The organism is Salinisphaera sp. S4-8, assembly GCF_040361235.1.
Classification (GTDB): Bacteria; Pseudomonadota; Gammaproteobacteria; order Nevskiales; family Salinisphaeraceae; genus Salinisphaera.
In genome coordinates this window covers 74,027-89,139 of the sequence record NZ_APNF01000008.1, presented here as the reverse complement: position 1 = coordinate 89,139, position 15,113 = coordinate 74,027, and the positions used below count along the sequence as shown (strand labels likewise).

Sequence of the window (15,113 nt, the reverse complement as noted above, 5' to 3'; positions counted from 1 at the left end):
TGTGCGTCCATTGGCGGCCCACCTGCTGGCTTGCGTTCAGCCAGCGGCGTGTCATACCGAATCGCGCAACCGATTAATCGCCGCCCGATACAAAAACGGCGCCTCTCGGGCGCCGTTTTCTTTGCGGCCATGCATCAGGCTGCATGGCGGCCGGGAAAAGCGTTTACAGCTTTTCCTTGATACGGGCCGACTTGCCGCTGCGCTCGCGCAGATAGTAGAGCTTGGCGCGACGCACGTCGCCACGACGCAGCACCTTGATTTCGGCTACGTTCGGCGAAAAGGTCTGGAACACACGCTCCACGCCTTCGCCATGCGATACCTTGCGTACCGTGAAGGCCGAATTCAGGCCACGGTTGCGCTTGGCGATGACGATGCCTTCGAAGGCCTGCAGACGTTCGCGCTCGCCTTCCTTCACGCGCACCTGCACGACCACCATATCGCCGGCCGAGAAATCCGGAATATTCTTGCCGCTCTGCTGCTCGGCTTCCAGTTCGTCGATGATGTTGCTCATGGTCAGTCTCTAGTAGCGTTCTTGAAGGCCACGGGGGCGTTGAAAGACGCGGCAGTATACCGGAACTCGTCGCGTTTTTCGCCACCCGTGGCGAGGTTTTTCGTCAATTTCTAGTCGTACGACCCGTCCGCGGGCCCGGATACATCCGCCTGCTCGGCGATATACGCCTCCAGCACCGCTTTTTGTTCGTCGCTGAGCGTGCAGCGCGCGAGCAGATCGGGGCGCCGTCGCCAGGTCGCGCCCAGGGCCTGTTTTTCACGCCAGCGCGCGATCCGGGCATGATCACCGCCGAGCAGCACCTCGGGCACGTCCCGGCCGGCAAATGTCGGCGGCCGCGTGTAATGCGGATGATCCAGCAGCCCGCTCATGAACGAATCCTGGGTGGCCGAGCGACTATCGCCGAGCACGCCGGACAACAGCCGCGCCACCGCGTCGATGATCATCATCGCCGGCAGTTCACCGCCGGAGAGCACGACATCCCCCACCGACAGTTCCATATCCACATAGGCATCGACAAAACGCTGGTCGATGCCTTCATAACGCCCGCAAACGAGCACGAACCCCGAGCCTTCGGCCAACTGCTGGGCCCGTGCCTGATCGAAAGGCGCACCCTGCGGCGAAGGCATGATCACCGGTACGCTGTCGTTGCGTGCAGCGCGCACGCGTTCGAGCGTCGCCGCCAGCGGCGGGGCCTGCATGACCATGCCCGGGCCGCCGCCATAGGGGCGATCGTCGACCCGCCCGCTGGCGTTATCGGCCGCCTCGCGCGGATTCCAGCAGGCCAGTTCCAGGCGTGATTCGCGCAAGCCGCGCCCGACCACACCGAACTGCTCGAGCTGGCTGACCCATTCCGGGAACAGCGTAACGACGTCGATACGCACGTCTAGAAGTCGGGGTCCCAGTCGGCAACGATCCGCCCAGCATCGAGATCGACCTCGTCGATGATTTCGCCGACGACGAACGGCACGAGGCGCTCGCGATCGCCCTTGAGCACGAGTACATCGTTGGCGCCGGTTTCCATCATCGCTTTCACGCGGCCCAATGCCACGCCGTCACGATTGACCACGTCCAGGCCGATCAAATCGAACCAGTAGTACTCGTCGTCATCGGGCTCGGGCAACTGATCGCGTTCGACCGCGATCTGCAAATCGATGAGTTCGGCGGCGGCATCCCGATCGGGCAAGGGCGCGCCGTTGCTGGCCAGCTGGGCCACGAGTGTCTTGCCCTGCTCGCGTGCATCCAGAACGCGAAAAGGCCGCCAGGTATCGTCCTGGCGGCCTATCAGCCACGTATCGTATTCGAACAGATTAACGGCCGGGCGGGTGTAGGAATAAACCTTGACCCAACCCTTGACGCCGAAAAGCCCGCTTACATGGCCAAGAACGACCGGTCGATCCGCCATGCCAGCAGGCGCGCGCTGTTATTCCGCGGCGCCGGCCTGGCTTTCGTCGGCCTGCGGGGCGGCATCGGCGGACTGATCGCCCGTCACGCCGGCCGGCACGGTCTGATTCGGGGCTTCCTTGGCCTTGCTCACCGGCGGCGCGGCACGGGCCGGAGCCTGACCTTCGCCATGACGGTTGAAGCTCTTGACCAGGTTGGTCACACGCTCGGAAAGCTGTGCCCCATGGCCCTTCCAGTATTCGATCCGCTCGATATCGAGACGCAGCGGCACTTCGCCACCGATCGCGACCGGGTTGAAGAAACCCAGGCGTTCGATATAGCGCCCGTCGCGCCCGTTGCGCATGTCGGTCACTACGATGTGATAGAAGGGACGCTTCTTAGCGCCACCGCGCTGCAGCCGAATTTTGACCATAGCTGTTTGTATGCCGTTGATATGAATGAACGGTGTCACAGAGCGCGACCGAAATCGCCGCTTGCGCCCGTACAAAGATCGCGCATTGTACGCCAATCACTGAAAAAGGAAAGCACCGATACGGCAATTCGACCGAACCGGTGCAAGCCGGTGCGCGCTAACGCCCCATGCCCGGCGGCAGACTGCCGCCACCCCCCATGCCGGGCGGCATGCCACCACCGCCGCCGCCCATGCCCTGCATGGCACGCATCATCTTCTTCATGCCGCCGCCCTTGAACTTCTTCATCATCTTGCGCATTTGCAGATGCTGTTTGAGCAAGCGGTTGATGTCCTGTACCTGCGTGCCCGAGCCGTTGGCGATGCGGCGCTTGCGCGAGGCCTTGATCACGTCGGGAAAGGCACGCTCCTGGGCGGTCATGGAGTCGACGATGGCCAGCATGCGTTTGACCTGGGTATCGTCGGCGGCCGCGGCCATGCCCTTGGGCATCTGCGCCCCGCCCGGCAGTTTTTCCATGAGCGCGCCAAGGCCGCCCATTTCCTGCATCTGACGCAGCTGGTCGGCCAGATCGTTGAGATCGAAGCCCTTGCCCTTCTGGAGCTTCTTGGCGAGTTTTTCGGCCTTCTGGCGATCGACCTTCTGCTCGGCTTCCTCGACCAGCGACAGCACGTCGCCCATGCCGAGAATGCGCGAGGCCACACGGTCCGGATGAAACGGCTCGAGCGCTTCGAGCTTTTCGCCCACGCCCAGGAACTTGATCGGCTTGCCGGTGATCTGGCGCACCGATAGCGCCGCACCACCACGGGCGTCACCATCGACCTTGGTGAGCACCACGCCGGTCAGCGGCAGCGCGTCGCCGAAGGCCTTGGCCGTGTTGGCGGCGTCCTGGCCGGTCATGGCATCGACCACGAACAGCGTTTCAGCGGGCTTGAGCGCCTCGTTGAGGCCACTGATCTCGGCCATCATCTTGTCGTCGATACCCAGCCGGCCGGCGGTATCCACGATCAGCACGTCGTAGAAGCCCTTGCGCGCGGCCTCCATCGCCGATTGCGCGATCTTGATCGGCTTGTCACTCGACTGGCTCGGATGAAAATCCACGCCCACATCGCTTGCGACCCGCGCGAGCTGATCGATGGCCGCCGGGCGATACACGTCGGTCGAGACGACCAGTACGGATTTCTTCTCGCGCTGCTTGAGATAGCGCGCGAGCTTGCCGGTGGAGGTGGTCTTGCCGGCGCCCTGCAGGCCGGCCATGAGCACCACCGCCGGCGGTTTGACGCGCAGATCCAGGCTTTCGTTGGCCTCGCCGAGCAGCGACGTGAGCTCGTCCTTGACGATCTTGATAAGCGCCTGACCGGGCGTGAGGCTGGTCATCACCTCGTTGCCCACCGCGCGGGCCCGAATATCGTCGACGAACTGCTTGACCACCGGCAGCGCCACGTCGGCCTCGAGCAGCGCCATGCGCACTTCGCGCAGGGTGGCCTTGATGTTGTCTTCGGTCAGCCGGCCGCGGCCGCGGATGGTCTGAAAACTGCGATTGAGCCGATCACTCAGACTGTCGAACATGCACGCGCTCGATCGATGGAACCATGAAGGCGCCCAGTATAACGTCGCAGGCGCTCGCTGCATTCGATAGCCGCACGATCGCGGCTCGCCCGAGACGAGAAATACGGCACAATGGTCCACATGGCTTTCGAGTCCCTCTTGGTTTAAATGGCACTGGTCGTAATCGAAGTGCTGCTCGCAGCGCTGCTCTATGCCGGCGCCGCTGCCGCGGTATGGCGCCATCTGGCGCAGGGCGCGCCGTACTGGCACGTCACCGCCGTGGCCGGGCTGGCGCTGGCTGCCCAGATCGGCTCGCTGGTTCATCTGAGCCTGCATTCGGGCATGCTGGTCATCGGCCTGGGCACCGCGCTGTCCCTGTTCGCCTGGCAGGCTGCGTTGCTGTTGTGGCTGTTTTCGTTGCGCGAATCGGTCGGCGCGCTGGGGCTTGTGATCTATCCGTTCGCCGGCCTGTGCGCGATTGCTGCGCTGCTTGTACCCGATTCCCACAGTGCAACCGAAGCCCTGGCCTGGCCGCTGCAACTGCATATCCTGCTATCGATCCTCGCCTACGGCCTGCTCACGCTAAGCGCGGTACAGGCCATCGTGCTCGCCTTGCAGCATCGTCAGCTCAGACGTCGGCCACCGGCGGGGATGTTCACCCGCCTGCCCGCACTCCAGACCATGGAAACGCTGCTGTTCCGGCTGATCGGCGCGGGTTTTTTCCTGTTGAGTCTGGCGATTGCCACCGGCGCGCTGTTCATCGACGACCTGTTTGCCCAGCATCTGGTCCACAAGACCGTGCTGTCGCTGTTCGCCTGGGTCTTCTTTGCGGTGCTGCTCTACGGGCGCTGGCGCTATGGCTGGCGTGGCCGGCTGGCGGTGCGCGGCGCGCTGGCCGGTTATGTACTGCTCGTGCTCGCCTACTTCGGCAGCAAGTTGGTGCTGGAGCTGATTCTGGGCGAACATTGGTAACGCGCGCGGCCAACGTGCCGATAGTCTAGATACTCGACGCGTACTCATTTGATTCAGGGCTGACTTCTTGGACGCCATCTCGCTGCCGGTTCTGTTCGGCATATTGCTGTTGATGCTCGTGTTATCCGCCTTCTTTTCGGGCTCGGAAACCGGGTTGATGACGCTCAACCGCTACCGCATGAAGCACCTGGCCAAGACCGGTCATGGCGGTGCATCGCGTGCGGCCCATCTGCTGGATCGCCCCGACCGGCTGATCGGTTTGATCCTGTTGGGCAATAATCTGGTCAATATCGCGGCCTCGGCCGTGGCCACGGTGATCGGTATTCGCCTGTTCGGCAATGTCGGCGTGCTCGTGGCCACGGTTACGCTGACCGTGTTCGTGCTGATCTTTTCCGAGGTCACCCCGAAAACGCTGGCGGCCCTGCACCCCGAGCGCGTGGCCTATCCGGCCTCCTATGTGTATGCGCCGCTGCTACGCGTGGCCTGGCCGGTGGTCATGGTCATCAACTGGGCCGGCAACGGCCTGCTGCGCCTGTTCGGAGTATCGGCCGACGATGCGGCGGCCCATTCTTTGTCTTCCGAGGAGCTGCGCACCGTGGTCACCGAAGCCGGGGCGATGATTCCGCGCCGACATCAGCAGATGCTGTTGTCGATTCTGGATATGGAAAACGCCACGGTCGAGGACATCATGGTCCCGCGTAACGAGATCGTGGGCATCGATATCAGCAAGTCCTGGTCCGAGATCCTCGAACAGCTCGTCCACAATCAACATACGCGGCTGCCGATCTTCGACGGTTCCATCGACGAACTCGCCGGTATCGTGCATATGCGCCGGGTGCTGGCACTGATCTCCGAAGACAATCTCGACAAGGACGCGCTGCTCGGCCTCGCCCGCGAGCCGTACTTCGTGCCCGAAGGCACGCCGCTCAACCAGCAGCTGCTCAACTTCCAGAACCAGCAGCGTCGCATCGGTTTCGTGGTGGACGAGTACGGCGATATCCAGGGCCTGGTCACGCTCGAGGACATTCTCGAAGAGATCGTGGGCGAATTCACCACCGACCCCGCCACGCGCGTGAAAAACGTCTATATGGACGGCGACGACAGCTATCTGGTGGATGGCACGGTCACCCTGCGCGCGCTCAACCGCGCCATGGGCTGGAAGCTGCCGGTGGACGGGCCCAAGACCATGAACGGGCTGATCACCGAACACCTGGAGACCATCCCCCAGCCCGGCACCAAGCTCAAGGTGGGCAAATACGTGCTGGAAATCGCGCAGACCCGCGCGAACCTGGTTCAAACCGTTCGGGTCAAGCCACCGCGCCGTCGGCTACGGCGCACGGCCGACGAGGACATGCTCCCGCGCGATGAGCGTGACAAGACCGATCTGGATAGGGATCGCTAAGCGAGCTAAGCGATGGCGTCGATCGCCTCGCTCAGGCGCGCCACGCCGACGATTTCCATTTCGCCGATACGCTTGCTGCGCGGCGTGTTGGCCTTGGGCACGATCGCCCGGGTGAAGCCGTGCTTGGCGGCCTCGGAGAGGCGATCCTCGCCGCCCGGTACCGGCCGGATTTCGCCAGCCAGGCCGATTTCGCCAAATATCACTAACCGTTCGCCGAGCGCGCGATCGCGAAAACTCGAAAGCGCCGCGAGCACCACGGCCAGGTCGGCCGCGGTTTCGGTCACGCGCATGCCGCCGACCACGTTCACGAACACGTCCTGATCGCCCAACGGGATACCGCCATGACGGTGCAGCACGGCCAGCAACATGGCCAGGCGCTGACTGTCCGGGCCGAGTGCGACGCGGCGCGGGTTGTGCAGCTGGGATTCGTCGACCAGCGCCTGGACTTCGACCAGCATCGGTCGCGAGCCTTCGCGGGTGACCATCACCGCACTGCCGGGCACGGCCGTTTCATGCCGCGACAAGAAGATCGCGCTCGGATTGGTGACCTGCTTCAGGCCGGTGTTGGACATCGCGAACACGCCCAACTCGTTGACCGCGCCAAAACGGTTCTTCACCGCCCGAATCACGCGAAAGCGACTGGACGCCTCGGCTTCGAAATAGAGCACGGTATCGACCATGTGTTCGAGCACACGCGGGCCGGCGATGGTGCCTTCCTTGGTGACATGCCCCACCAGAATCAACGCCGTACCCGTGGCCTTGGCAAAGCGCACCAGCATGGACGCCGATTCACGCACCTGCGACACGCTGCCTGGCGCCGAGGTCACGGCCTGTGAGAACACGGTCTGAACCGAATCGATCACCACCAGTTTCGGTGCCTGCGGTTTGGCCAGCGCCAGCACGCGCTCGACACAGGTTTCGGCGAGCACCGCCAGTTCCGCCTGATCCACCCCCAGGCGCTGCGCGCGCAGGTGAACCTGCTCCAGCGACTCCTCGCCGGTGACATAGAGTGCCGGGATTGCCGCCGAGAGCTGGGCCAGCACCTGCAACAGCAGCGTCGATTTACCGATACCCGGATCGCCGCCGATCAGAATCACGGAGCCCGGTACGAGGCCGCCGCCGAGCACGCGGTCGAGCTCCGACAAGCCGGTGGGCGTACGCGCGGTTTCGGCCGGTCGGATCGCATTCAAGCGTTCCACCTGCGGCGCGGCATTGCCGAAACTCGTCGGCACGCCCGCCCCGGGCTTGGCCGGCGCGGCCGCAACGCTTTCCACCAGCGTATTCCAGGCGCCACAATCGCTGCACTGGCCCGCCCATTTCGGGTGGCTCGCGCCACAGGCCTCACAGATGAAAACAGTCTTGTTGCGCGCCATCACACTCTCGAAAATCATGCCGGCCGGCACCACGAAACGCGGCCCTGCCCGCCGTGGCCCACGTATTCGCTCGCTGGAGTCGCGATACGGACTTACGGCGCCGGAAAACAAACCGGCATACTAGGCGCTGTATTTCAGCGATGCACGCACCGCGCGCCGATGATTGGCAGACGCCGTGGTGAACGATCAGCGAGGTTTCGATGCACGAACGCCTGGATATCGACTTCATCAGCCGTGGCACGACCTGTCGCGCCTGGTTCTATCCCGCGCGTAGCGATGCCCTGCGAACCGACAATGGCGTGCCCTGCGTAGTCATGGCGCACGGCCTGGGCGGCACGCGCGACGCCGGGCTCGAACCCTATGCCGAACGCTTCGCCAGCGCCGGGCTGGCCGTGTTCCTGTTCGACTACCGCTATTTCGGCGCCAGCGACGGCGAGCCACGCCAGCTGTTTTCCGTTCGCGCGCAACTCTACGATTGGAAGATCGCGATCGCCGTCGCCCGGCGTCAGGCCGATGTGGACCCCGAACGTATCGCGCTCTGGGGCAGCTCGTTCTCGGGCGGGCATGTTGTGGCCGCCGCCGCGCGCGATGGCCATGTCGCCGCGGTCACCGCCCAGGGGCCGATGATGGACGGGCTTGCCGCGGTGACCAACTTCGTCTCGTACGCGGGCTTCGTGCAGTTGCTCAAGCTCACCTGGGCCGGTATTCGCGATGCCATCAACAACCTCGCCGGCGCCGACCCGTACATGATCCCGATCGTGGGCCGGCCGGGTACGCTCGCCGCGATGACCAGCGAAGATGCCTACGACGGCTATAAGGCCATCACCCCACCCGACTGGCGCAACGAAATGGCGGCGCGCTTTGCCCTTACGCTGGCCTTCTACCGGCCCGGCCGGCGCGCCAACCGGCTGCCCTGCCCCATACTCGTACAGATCTGCGACGAAGACAGCGTCGCCCCGCCGTGGGCCGCCGAGGCCACCGTCCTGCACGCCGGCGAGCGCGGGCGCGAGCGCCACTACAAGATCGGCCATTTCGATATCTACCGCGGTGCGGGCTTTCGCCAGTCCAGTGCCGACCAGATCGCCTTCTTCCACGAACACCTGACGCCAGAGGCGACCGATAACCGCCGCCGCGAGCGGGGCCGTGCGAAACGGGAAGAACGCGGGCGCAGCCCAATCAGTCTGCGGTAACGCCCGCACCGCCCCAGCAGATCGCCGCAGGCGCAATCGACAGCGAAGGAAAACGGTCCGCGAATGCACGCCAATAAACGCGAATGAAAAGCAGCGCTTGATTGGCTAAACCGTTGGCACGCGAGGCGTTAACCGCAGCGCAACCGCCCTTCGAGCAACCTGTCGTGCGCCTTATTCGCGTGTCTTCGCGGACAATCTGTCTGCAATTGGATTTCATACATAAGCCAAGAAGCCATTGATCCGCAGATTACGCCGATTGATTGATTTGGCCGTAGTGGGCGATAGACAGTATTGACGCCTTGGCTTGGGTGGCACTCGCGGTAAGGCACAGTCCGCAGATCGACGCAGATCACACAGATCACACAGATCAAGACACTAAATCGCGGTCATTCACTGCCTTCCGACGCATGTGGCGCGCGTGTTCATCTGTGTAATCTGCGAAATCTGCGGTTGCTCTTGAAGAACGAAGCCATCTCGCGGTGGATTACCGAAACTGCTTATAGAGGGGCCATCTGCGGACTGCATTGAGCGTGCGGCGTGAACACCAGGCCAGCCGGCCTTGGCGCACTACGTCTTTGCCTTATTCGCGTGTCTTCGCGTTCATTCGCGGACGACCTGCCTGCTTCGGAAAACAGCCCGCTGCGCTTCACGCGTAATTAGGAAACTGTTTATCCACAGATTACGCCGATTACGCAGATTGATTGGTTTGGCCGTAGTGGGCGATCGACCGCACCGGCGCCTTGGCTTGGGCGGCACTCGCGGTAAGGCACAGTCCGCAGATCGACGCAGATCACGCAGATCGAAGAAAGGAAACCGTGATCGGTCGCTGTCGCGTCGCGCAGGTGCCGCACTTGCTCATCTGTGTAATCGGCGCAATCTGTGGTTGCTCTTAAAGAACGAAGCCATCTCGCGGTGCATTACCGAAACTGCTTATAGAGGGGCCATCTGCGGACTGCATTGAGCGTGCGGCGTGGACACCAGGCCAGCCGGCCTTGGCGCACTACGTCTTTGCCTTATTCGCGTGTATTCGCGTTCATTTGCGGACAATCTGCCTGCAAGAGGATTTCATACATAAGCCGAGAAGCCATTGATCCGCAGATTACGCCGATTACGCCGATTGATTGATTTGGCCGTAGTGGCCGATAGACAGTATTGACGCCTTGGCTTGGGTGGCACTCGCGGTAAGGCACAGTCCGCAGATCGACGCAGATCACGCAGATCGAAGAAAGGAAGCCGTGATCGTTCGCTGTCGGGTCGCGCAGCTGCCGCACTTGTTCATCTGTGTAATCTGCGGTTGCTCGTTGAAGAACGAAGCCACTACGCGGTGGATTACCAACATCGCTTATAGAGGTGGCCATCTGCGGACTGCATTGAGCGTGCGGCATGAAAACCAGGCCAGCGGGCCTGGCGCAATACGTCTTTGCCTTATTCGCGTGTATTCGCGTTCATTCGCGGACGACCTGCCTTCTTCAGAACAGCCCACTGCGTTTCATACCCAAGCAACGCTCACACCACCTCGAAGCGCACCCGCGGCGTCAATCGACAGAACAGTTCGTAGGCGATGGTATCGGCATGCCGGGCGACTTCATCGACATCGAGGCCGCCGCCCCAGAGGGTGGCGCGATCGCCCACGGCCGCATTCGGCGCGTTGCGCAGATCCACGGTAATCATGTCCATCGATACCCGGCCGACCAGAGGGACACGCACGCCATCGATCAGCACCGGCGTGCCCGAGGGCGCATGGCGCGGATAGCCATCGCCGTAGCCGATACCGATCACGCCGATATCCATCGCCTCGGGGGTACGCCAGGTCGCGCCGTAGCCGATGGTTTCGCCGGCGGCGATATGGTTACGCGCAATTAACGGCGCACTCAAGTGCATGGCCGGCTTGAGATCGTAGCTGGCCGCATCGCGATCGCACATGGGCGAACTGCCATAGAGCATGATGCCTGGCCGTACGATATCGGCATGCGCGTCCGGCCAGGCCAGTACCGCAGCCGAATTGGCGATCGAACGCAAACCACGATGATTGGCGGTGGCCTCGGCGAATACCGCCAGCTGGGCCGGGGTTTCGGGGCGCGACGGCTCGTCGGCACATGCCAAATGGGTCAGCCAGCCGACGATTTCGACGCGTTCGAGCGCTTCCAGCCGTGCCTGTACCTCGTCGAGATACGCCGGCGCAAAGCCCAGCCGGTGCATGCCGCTATCGATTTTCACCCAGACCTTGAGCGCCGGGCCGATATAGTGTTCGAGCGCGTCGAGCTGGCTTGCATGGAATATCACCGGCTCGAAGGCATATTCGCCGGCCTGTTCACAGACCGTGGCATCGAGCTGCTGGGAGAGCATGGCGATGGGCTTGTCGATCCCGGCCCAGCGCAGCTGCAGCGCTTCGTCGAGGCTGGATACGGCAAAACCATCGGCCTCGGCCAGCGCATGGGCAACCGTGGTCGCGCCGTGCCCGTAGCCGTCGGCCTTGACCGCGGCATACACGCGGGCGTGCGGCGCCATTGCACGTACGCGCATGAGATTGTGGGCGATCGCGGCGCGGTCGATGACGGCGCGGGCTCTAATCATGGCGCAATCCCGATTTGGCTGAAAACGGCGATCATTCCATGAAATCGTCGTCGTAGTGTTCCTGGAGATTCTCGAAACGCGTGAAATGCGACAAGAACGCCGTGCGCGCGGTGCCCAGCGGACCGTTACGCTGCTTGCCGATAATGATCTCGGCCACCCCCTTGTCGGGCGTGTCTTCGTTATAAACCTCGTCACGATAAACGAACATGATCACGTCGGCGTCCTGCTCGATACCGCCGGACTCACGCAGATCGGACATGCGCGGACGCTTGTTATCGCGTTGTTCGACCTGGCGGTTGAGCTGGGAGAGCGCGATCACCGGCACGTCCAGTTCCTTGGCCAGCGCCTTGAGCGAGCGCGAAATCTCGGAAATCTCGTTGGTACGGTTTTCCTTGGTACCCGGCACCTGCATGAGCTGGAGATAGTCGACCATGACCAGGCCGATATCGTGTTCGCGCTTGAGCCGGCGTGCACGGGCCCGCAGCTCGGAGGGCGACAGCGCAGGCGTGTCGTCGATAAACAGCCGCGCATTTTCATTCATGATGCCGATCGCCGAGGTGACCTTGGGCCAGTCATCCTCGGTGAGCTGGCCGGAGCGCAGCCGCGACTGATCGATACGCCCCCACGACGAAATCATACGGATGACCAGCTGTTCGGCCGACATCTCCAGCGAGAACACGGCGACCGGCACTTTTTCCTTGATGGCGACGTTTTCGACGATATTCATCGCGAAACTGGTCTTGCCCATCGACGGGCGCCCGGCCAGGATCAACAGATCCGAGGGCTGCAGGCCGTTGGTCATCTTGTCGAAGTTGTTGAGCCCGGTCGGCAGTCCGGAAAACGAGCCCTCGTTGGCCACGAGTTTTTCGATCCGGTTGACCGCCTTGGTGAGAATCGAATTGAGCCCCTGCGGGCCCTCGCCGCCGCGCCGGCCGCGCTCGGCGATGGCGAAGATTTCCTTCTCTGCCGACTCCAGCAGGTCGGCCGCGGTCTGCCCCTGGGTATCGAAACCCATGGTGGTGATCATGTCGCCGGCGCGGATGAGCTGTCGCATGATCGAGCGTTCGCGCACGATATCTGCGTAGGCCTTGATATTGGCCGCGCCCGGAATATCGGCAGCGAGATTGCCCAGATAGCTGGCCCCGCCCGCTTTCTCCAGCAGGCCGCGGCTACGCAGCCATTCGGTGAGCGTGACCAGATCGCGCGGCTGGCCGGTATCGGCGAGATCGGCCAGCCCGCGAAACAGCAGGCGGTGATCCTCGCGATAGAAATCGTCTTCGTTGATGCGCCCGGCGACTTCGTCCCAGGCACGCTCGGACAAAAGCAGGCCGCCGATCACGGATTGCTCGGCCTCGATGGAATGCGGGGGCAGCTTGGCTTCGGCCATGGCGTATCGCCTGTTTACACGAACGAGGGGCGTCTCGCCGTGCGTGCGCGGCGAGAATGAAGCTGGAGTTTACGCAAGGCGCGGACCAAAAAAAACGCCGCCCGGAGGCGGCGTTTTCAGGTCGGGCAGAAAATGCCGCGACGGCGACCGAATCAGTCTTCGCGCTCGCCCAGCGGCGCGTCGGCTTCGGTGCCGGTTTCGTCGGCCGGCTCGCCGGCGTCTTCGACACGCTCGCCATCGAGCTCGTCGGCGGTGGCATCTTCTTCGGCCTCGTCGGCAGCCCGACGCGGCGGCATGTTGATGCCCATGTCGGTCTTCTGGGCGACGATCACGGTGACCTCGACCTCGACCTCGGCATGCAGCTGCAACAAGGCGCTGTACTCACCGACCTGGCGGATGGTGCCTTCGGTCAGGGTGACTTCCTTCGGGCTGACCTCAACGCCTTCTTCGGTGATCGCGTCCGAGATTTCCTGCGGACCGACCGAACCGAACAGCTTGCCTTCGTCACTGGCACGCATGGCGATGACGTACTCGGTGCCACGCAGCTTGTCGGCACGCGCCTTGGCCTGATCCTCGCGTTCCTGCGAGGCAGCCTGCAGCTCGGAACGACGCTCTTCGAAGACCGCCAGGTTGGCCTTGGTGGCCGGCAGCGCGATGCCACGCGGCATCAGGAAATTACGACCGTAACCGGGACGGACCTTGACGGTATCGCCCAGGTCGCCGAGGTTGCGGACTTTCTGTAGCAGAATGACTTCCACGAGGGCCTCCTAGGACGAATGCCGATCGGTGTACGGCAGCAGCGCGAGAAAACGCGCGCGCTTGACCGCGGTGGACAACTGACGCTGATAGCGTGCCGCGGTGCCGGTAATACGGCTGGGCACGATCTTGCCGGTTTCAGTGACGTACTGCTTGAGGGTCTCGATATCCTTGTAATCGATCTCCTCGACGCCTTCGGCGGTGAACTTGCAAAAACGACGGCGACGGAAAAAACGGGCCATGTTCGAAACTCCTTAGCTGGCGTTGGCAGCAGGCTTGCGCTCGCCGCGATCGTCGGCGTTCTTGGCAAGCGGGGACGGGTCGGTATCGGCCTTGTGACGGGCGATCACCAGATGACGCAGCACGGCGTCGTTGAAACGGAACGCGTCTTCGAGTTCCTCGCGCGCTTCCTGCGAGCACTCCACGTTCATCAGCACGTAATGCGCCTTGTGGATCTTGGTGATCGGATAGGCCAGCTGACGACGGCCCCAGTCTTCATGGCGATGGATGGTCCCGCCATCGTTTTCGATGATGCCGCGATATTTTTCGACCATCGCCGGCACCTGCTCGCTCTGGTCCGGGTGGACCAGAAACACGATTTCATAGTGTCGCATTGTGTTTCCTTTCGGGTTGCAGCCCCCGGCCTGTTCGATTGCCTGAATGACCGTGGAGCAAGGACTGCGGCGCGAACGCCGCGAGGCGCGGTAGTCTAAGGGCTTGACGCGCCCAACGCAACGCGTGCGCGGGCTATTTCAGCCCTGCGTGGCCAGCCGGCGCTGGCGCAGCGCTTCGAACAGGGCCACGCCCGTGGCCACCGATACGTTCAGGCTTTCGATGTCCCCTGCCATCGGAATCGAGACCAACGCATCGCACTGGCGTGCGGTGAGCGCCCGGATGCCCTTCTCCTCGCCGCCGGCCACGAGCACCAGCCGTTCCGGCAGGTCGCTGTCGTAGATCGAACGTTCTGCCGTGCCATCGAGGCCAACCGCCCAGAATCCTTCGTCCTGCAGGCGTGCGATCGCGCGGGTGAGATTGGTCACCGGCACAAAGGCAATACGCTCGGCCGCGCCCGCGGCCACCTTGCGCACGGCAGCGGTGAGCCCGGCGGCACGCTTGCGCGGTGCGATCACGGCGGTCACGCCCGCGGCGGCCGCACTGCGCAGACAGGCCCCGAGATTGTGCGGATCCTGAACCTGATCGAGTGCGAGCACCCAGGGGCGCTCGGCAGCGGCGAGCAGATCCGGCAGGTCTGATTCGCGTTTTTCGCGCGCGAGCGCACGCTCGGCGATACAGCCCTGATGACGTACATCGGCGAGCATGGCATCGAGCGCGGCCATATCCGCGCTTACGATCTCGATACCGCGATCGGCCGCGGCAGCCCGCAACGCGTCGGCGCGCCCGTCACGCCGGCCGCTGGCCAGCCAGATGCGCGCCAGGCCGCGATCCTTTTCAATCGCACTCATCACGGCATGAAAGCCGCCGATCAGGCCCTGTTCGTCTGCGCTTGTCACCGGCTATGCCCCGCTCTTGTCGCTCGAAAGAATTGCTGCAAACAAAGAAGCCCGGCCATGCCGGGCTTCATCGATCGGCAC

13 protein-coding genes and 2 pseudogenes are annotated in these 15,113 nt (G+C 63.3%); 3 read left to right on the top strand and 12 right to left on the bottom strand.

Translation table 11 applies throughout. From position 1 onward, the window contains the following. Positions 1-163: 163 nt before the first annotated feature. From rplS to ffh, 5 genes and pseudogenes are all read right to left on the bottom strand, one after another. Positions 164-511 (bottom strand): 50S ribosomal protein L19, encoded by a 348-nt coding sequence (rplS, locus tag S4A8_RS13300; RefSeq protein WP_006914333.1) that lies wholly within the window; start codon positions 509-511, stop codon positions 164-166. 110 nt (positions 512-621) lie between these two features. Beyond that, the gene (gene trmD, locus S4A8_RS13295) at positions 622-1,392 is read right to left on the bottom strand and encodes a tRNA (guanosine(37)-N1)-methyltransferase TrmD (RefSeq protein ID WP_353220505.1); all 771 of its coding nucleotides are present in this window, start codon (positions 1,390-1,392) and stop codon (positions 622-624) included. Positions 1,393-1,394: 2 nt separating this feature from the next. Continuing rightward, the gene (rimM, locus tag S4A8_RS13290) at positions 1,395-1,913 is read right to left on the bottom strand and encodes a ribosome maturation factor RimM (protein ID WP_353220504.1); all 519 of its coding nucleotides are present in this window, start codon (positions 1,911-1,913) and stop codon (positions 1,395-1,397) included. 174 nt (positions 1,914-2,087) lie between these two features. Next, positions 2,088-2,324 (bottom strand): annotated as a pseudogene (gene rpsP / locus S4A8_RS13285) (30S ribosomal protein S16); the annotation flags it as partial. A gap of 157 nt (positions 2,325-2,481) precedes the next feature. Next, positions 2,482-3,888 carry a signal recognition particle protein gene (gene ffh / locus S4A8_RS13280; protein WP_353220503.1) on the bottom strand — a complete coding sequence of 469 codons (1,407 nt, stop codon included), beginning with the start codon at positions 3,886-3,888 and terminating at the stop codon, positions 2,482-2,484. Between the two features lie 147 nt (positions 3,889-4,035). On the opposite strand from ffh, the gene S4A8_RS13275 reads away from it, so the two are divergent. Both S4A8_RS13275 and S4A8_RS13270 read left to right on the top strand, forming a co-directional pair. Beyond that, a complete protein-coding gene (locus tag S4A8_RS13275; RefSeq protein WP_353177799.1) occupies positions 4,036-4,839 on the top strand; it encodes a cytochrome C assembly family protein in 804 nt (267 codons plus the stop codon). Positions 4,840-4,906: 67 nt separating this feature from the next. Beyond that, positions 4,907-6,241 carry an HlyC/CorC family transporter gene (locus tag S4A8_RS13270; protein WP_353220502.1) on the top strand — a complete coding sequence of 445 codons (1,335 nt, stop codon included), beginning with the start codon at positions 4,907-4,909 and terminating at the stop codon, positions 6,239-6,241. A gap of 5 nt (positions 6,242-6,246) precedes the next feature. Here the strand turns inward: S4A8_RS13270 and radA are convergent, their stop codons facing one another. Further along, a complete protein-coding gene (radA, locus tag S4A8_RS13265) occupies positions 6,247-7,614 on the bottom strand; it encodes a DNA repair protein RadA (protein ID WP_353220555.1) in 1,368 nt (455 codons plus the stop codon). Between the two features lie 200 nt (positions 7,615-7,814). On the opposite strand from radA, the gene S4A8_RS13260 reads away from it, so the two are divergent. After that, positions 7,815-8,804: an alpha/beta hydrolase gene (locus S4A8_RS13260; protein WP_353220501.1), complete on the top strand. Its 990-nt coding sequence runs from the start codon at positions 7,815-7,817 to the stop codon at positions 8,802-8,804. A gap of 1,506 nt (positions 8,805-10,310) precedes the next feature. On the opposite strand, the gene alr is transcribed toward S4A8_RS13260, so the two are convergent. The 6 genes and pseudogenes from alr to rlmB all read right to left on the bottom strand — a co-directional run bounded on the left by alr (position 10,311) and on the right by rlmB (position 15,032). Further along, positions 10,311-11,378 carry an alanine racemase gene (gene alr / locus S4A8_RS13255; protein ID WP_353220500.1) on the bottom strand — a complete coding sequence of 356 codons (1,068 nt, stop codon included), beginning with the start codon at positions 11,376-11,378 and terminating at the stop codon, positions 10,311-10,313. Positions 11,379-11,409: 31 nt separating this feature from the next. Continuing rightward, positions 11,410-12,765: a replicative DNA helicase gene (gene dnaB / locus S4A8_RS13250; RefSeq protein ID WP_353177790.1), complete on the bottom strand. Its 1,356-nt coding sequence runs from the start codon at positions 12,763-12,765 to the stop codon at positions 11,410-11,412. Positions 12,766-13,088: 323 nt separating this feature from the next. Next, a pseudogene (rplI, locus tag S4A8_RS13245) lies at positions 13,089-13,523 on the bottom strand (50S ribosomal protein L9); the annotation flags it as partial. A 9-nt stretch (positions 13,524-13,532) separates the two neighbouring features. Next, a complete protein-coding gene (gene rpsR / locus S4A8_RS13240) occupies positions 13,533-13,763 on the bottom strand; it encodes a 30S ribosomal protein S18 (RefSeq protein ID WP_006914321.1) in 231 nt (76 codons plus the stop codon). Between the two features lie 12 nt (positions 13,764-13,775). After that, positions 13,776-14,135 carry a 30S ribosomal protein S6 gene (rpsF, locus tag S4A8_RS13235; protein ID WP_293627128.1) on the bottom strand — a complete coding sequence of 120 codons (360 nt, stop codon included), beginning with the start codon at positions 14,133-14,135 and terminating at the stop codon, positions 13,776-13,778. A 138-nt stretch (positions 14,136-14,273) separates the two neighbouring features. Further along, positions 14,274-15,032: a 23S rRNA (guanosine(2251)-2'-O)-methyltransferase RlmB gene (gene rlmB / locus S4A8_RS13230; RefSeq protein ID WP_353220499.1), complete on the bottom strand. Its 759-nt coding sequence runs from the start codon at positions 15,030-15,032 to the stop codon at positions 14,274-14,276. Positions 15,033-15,113: the final 81 nt, after the last annotated feature.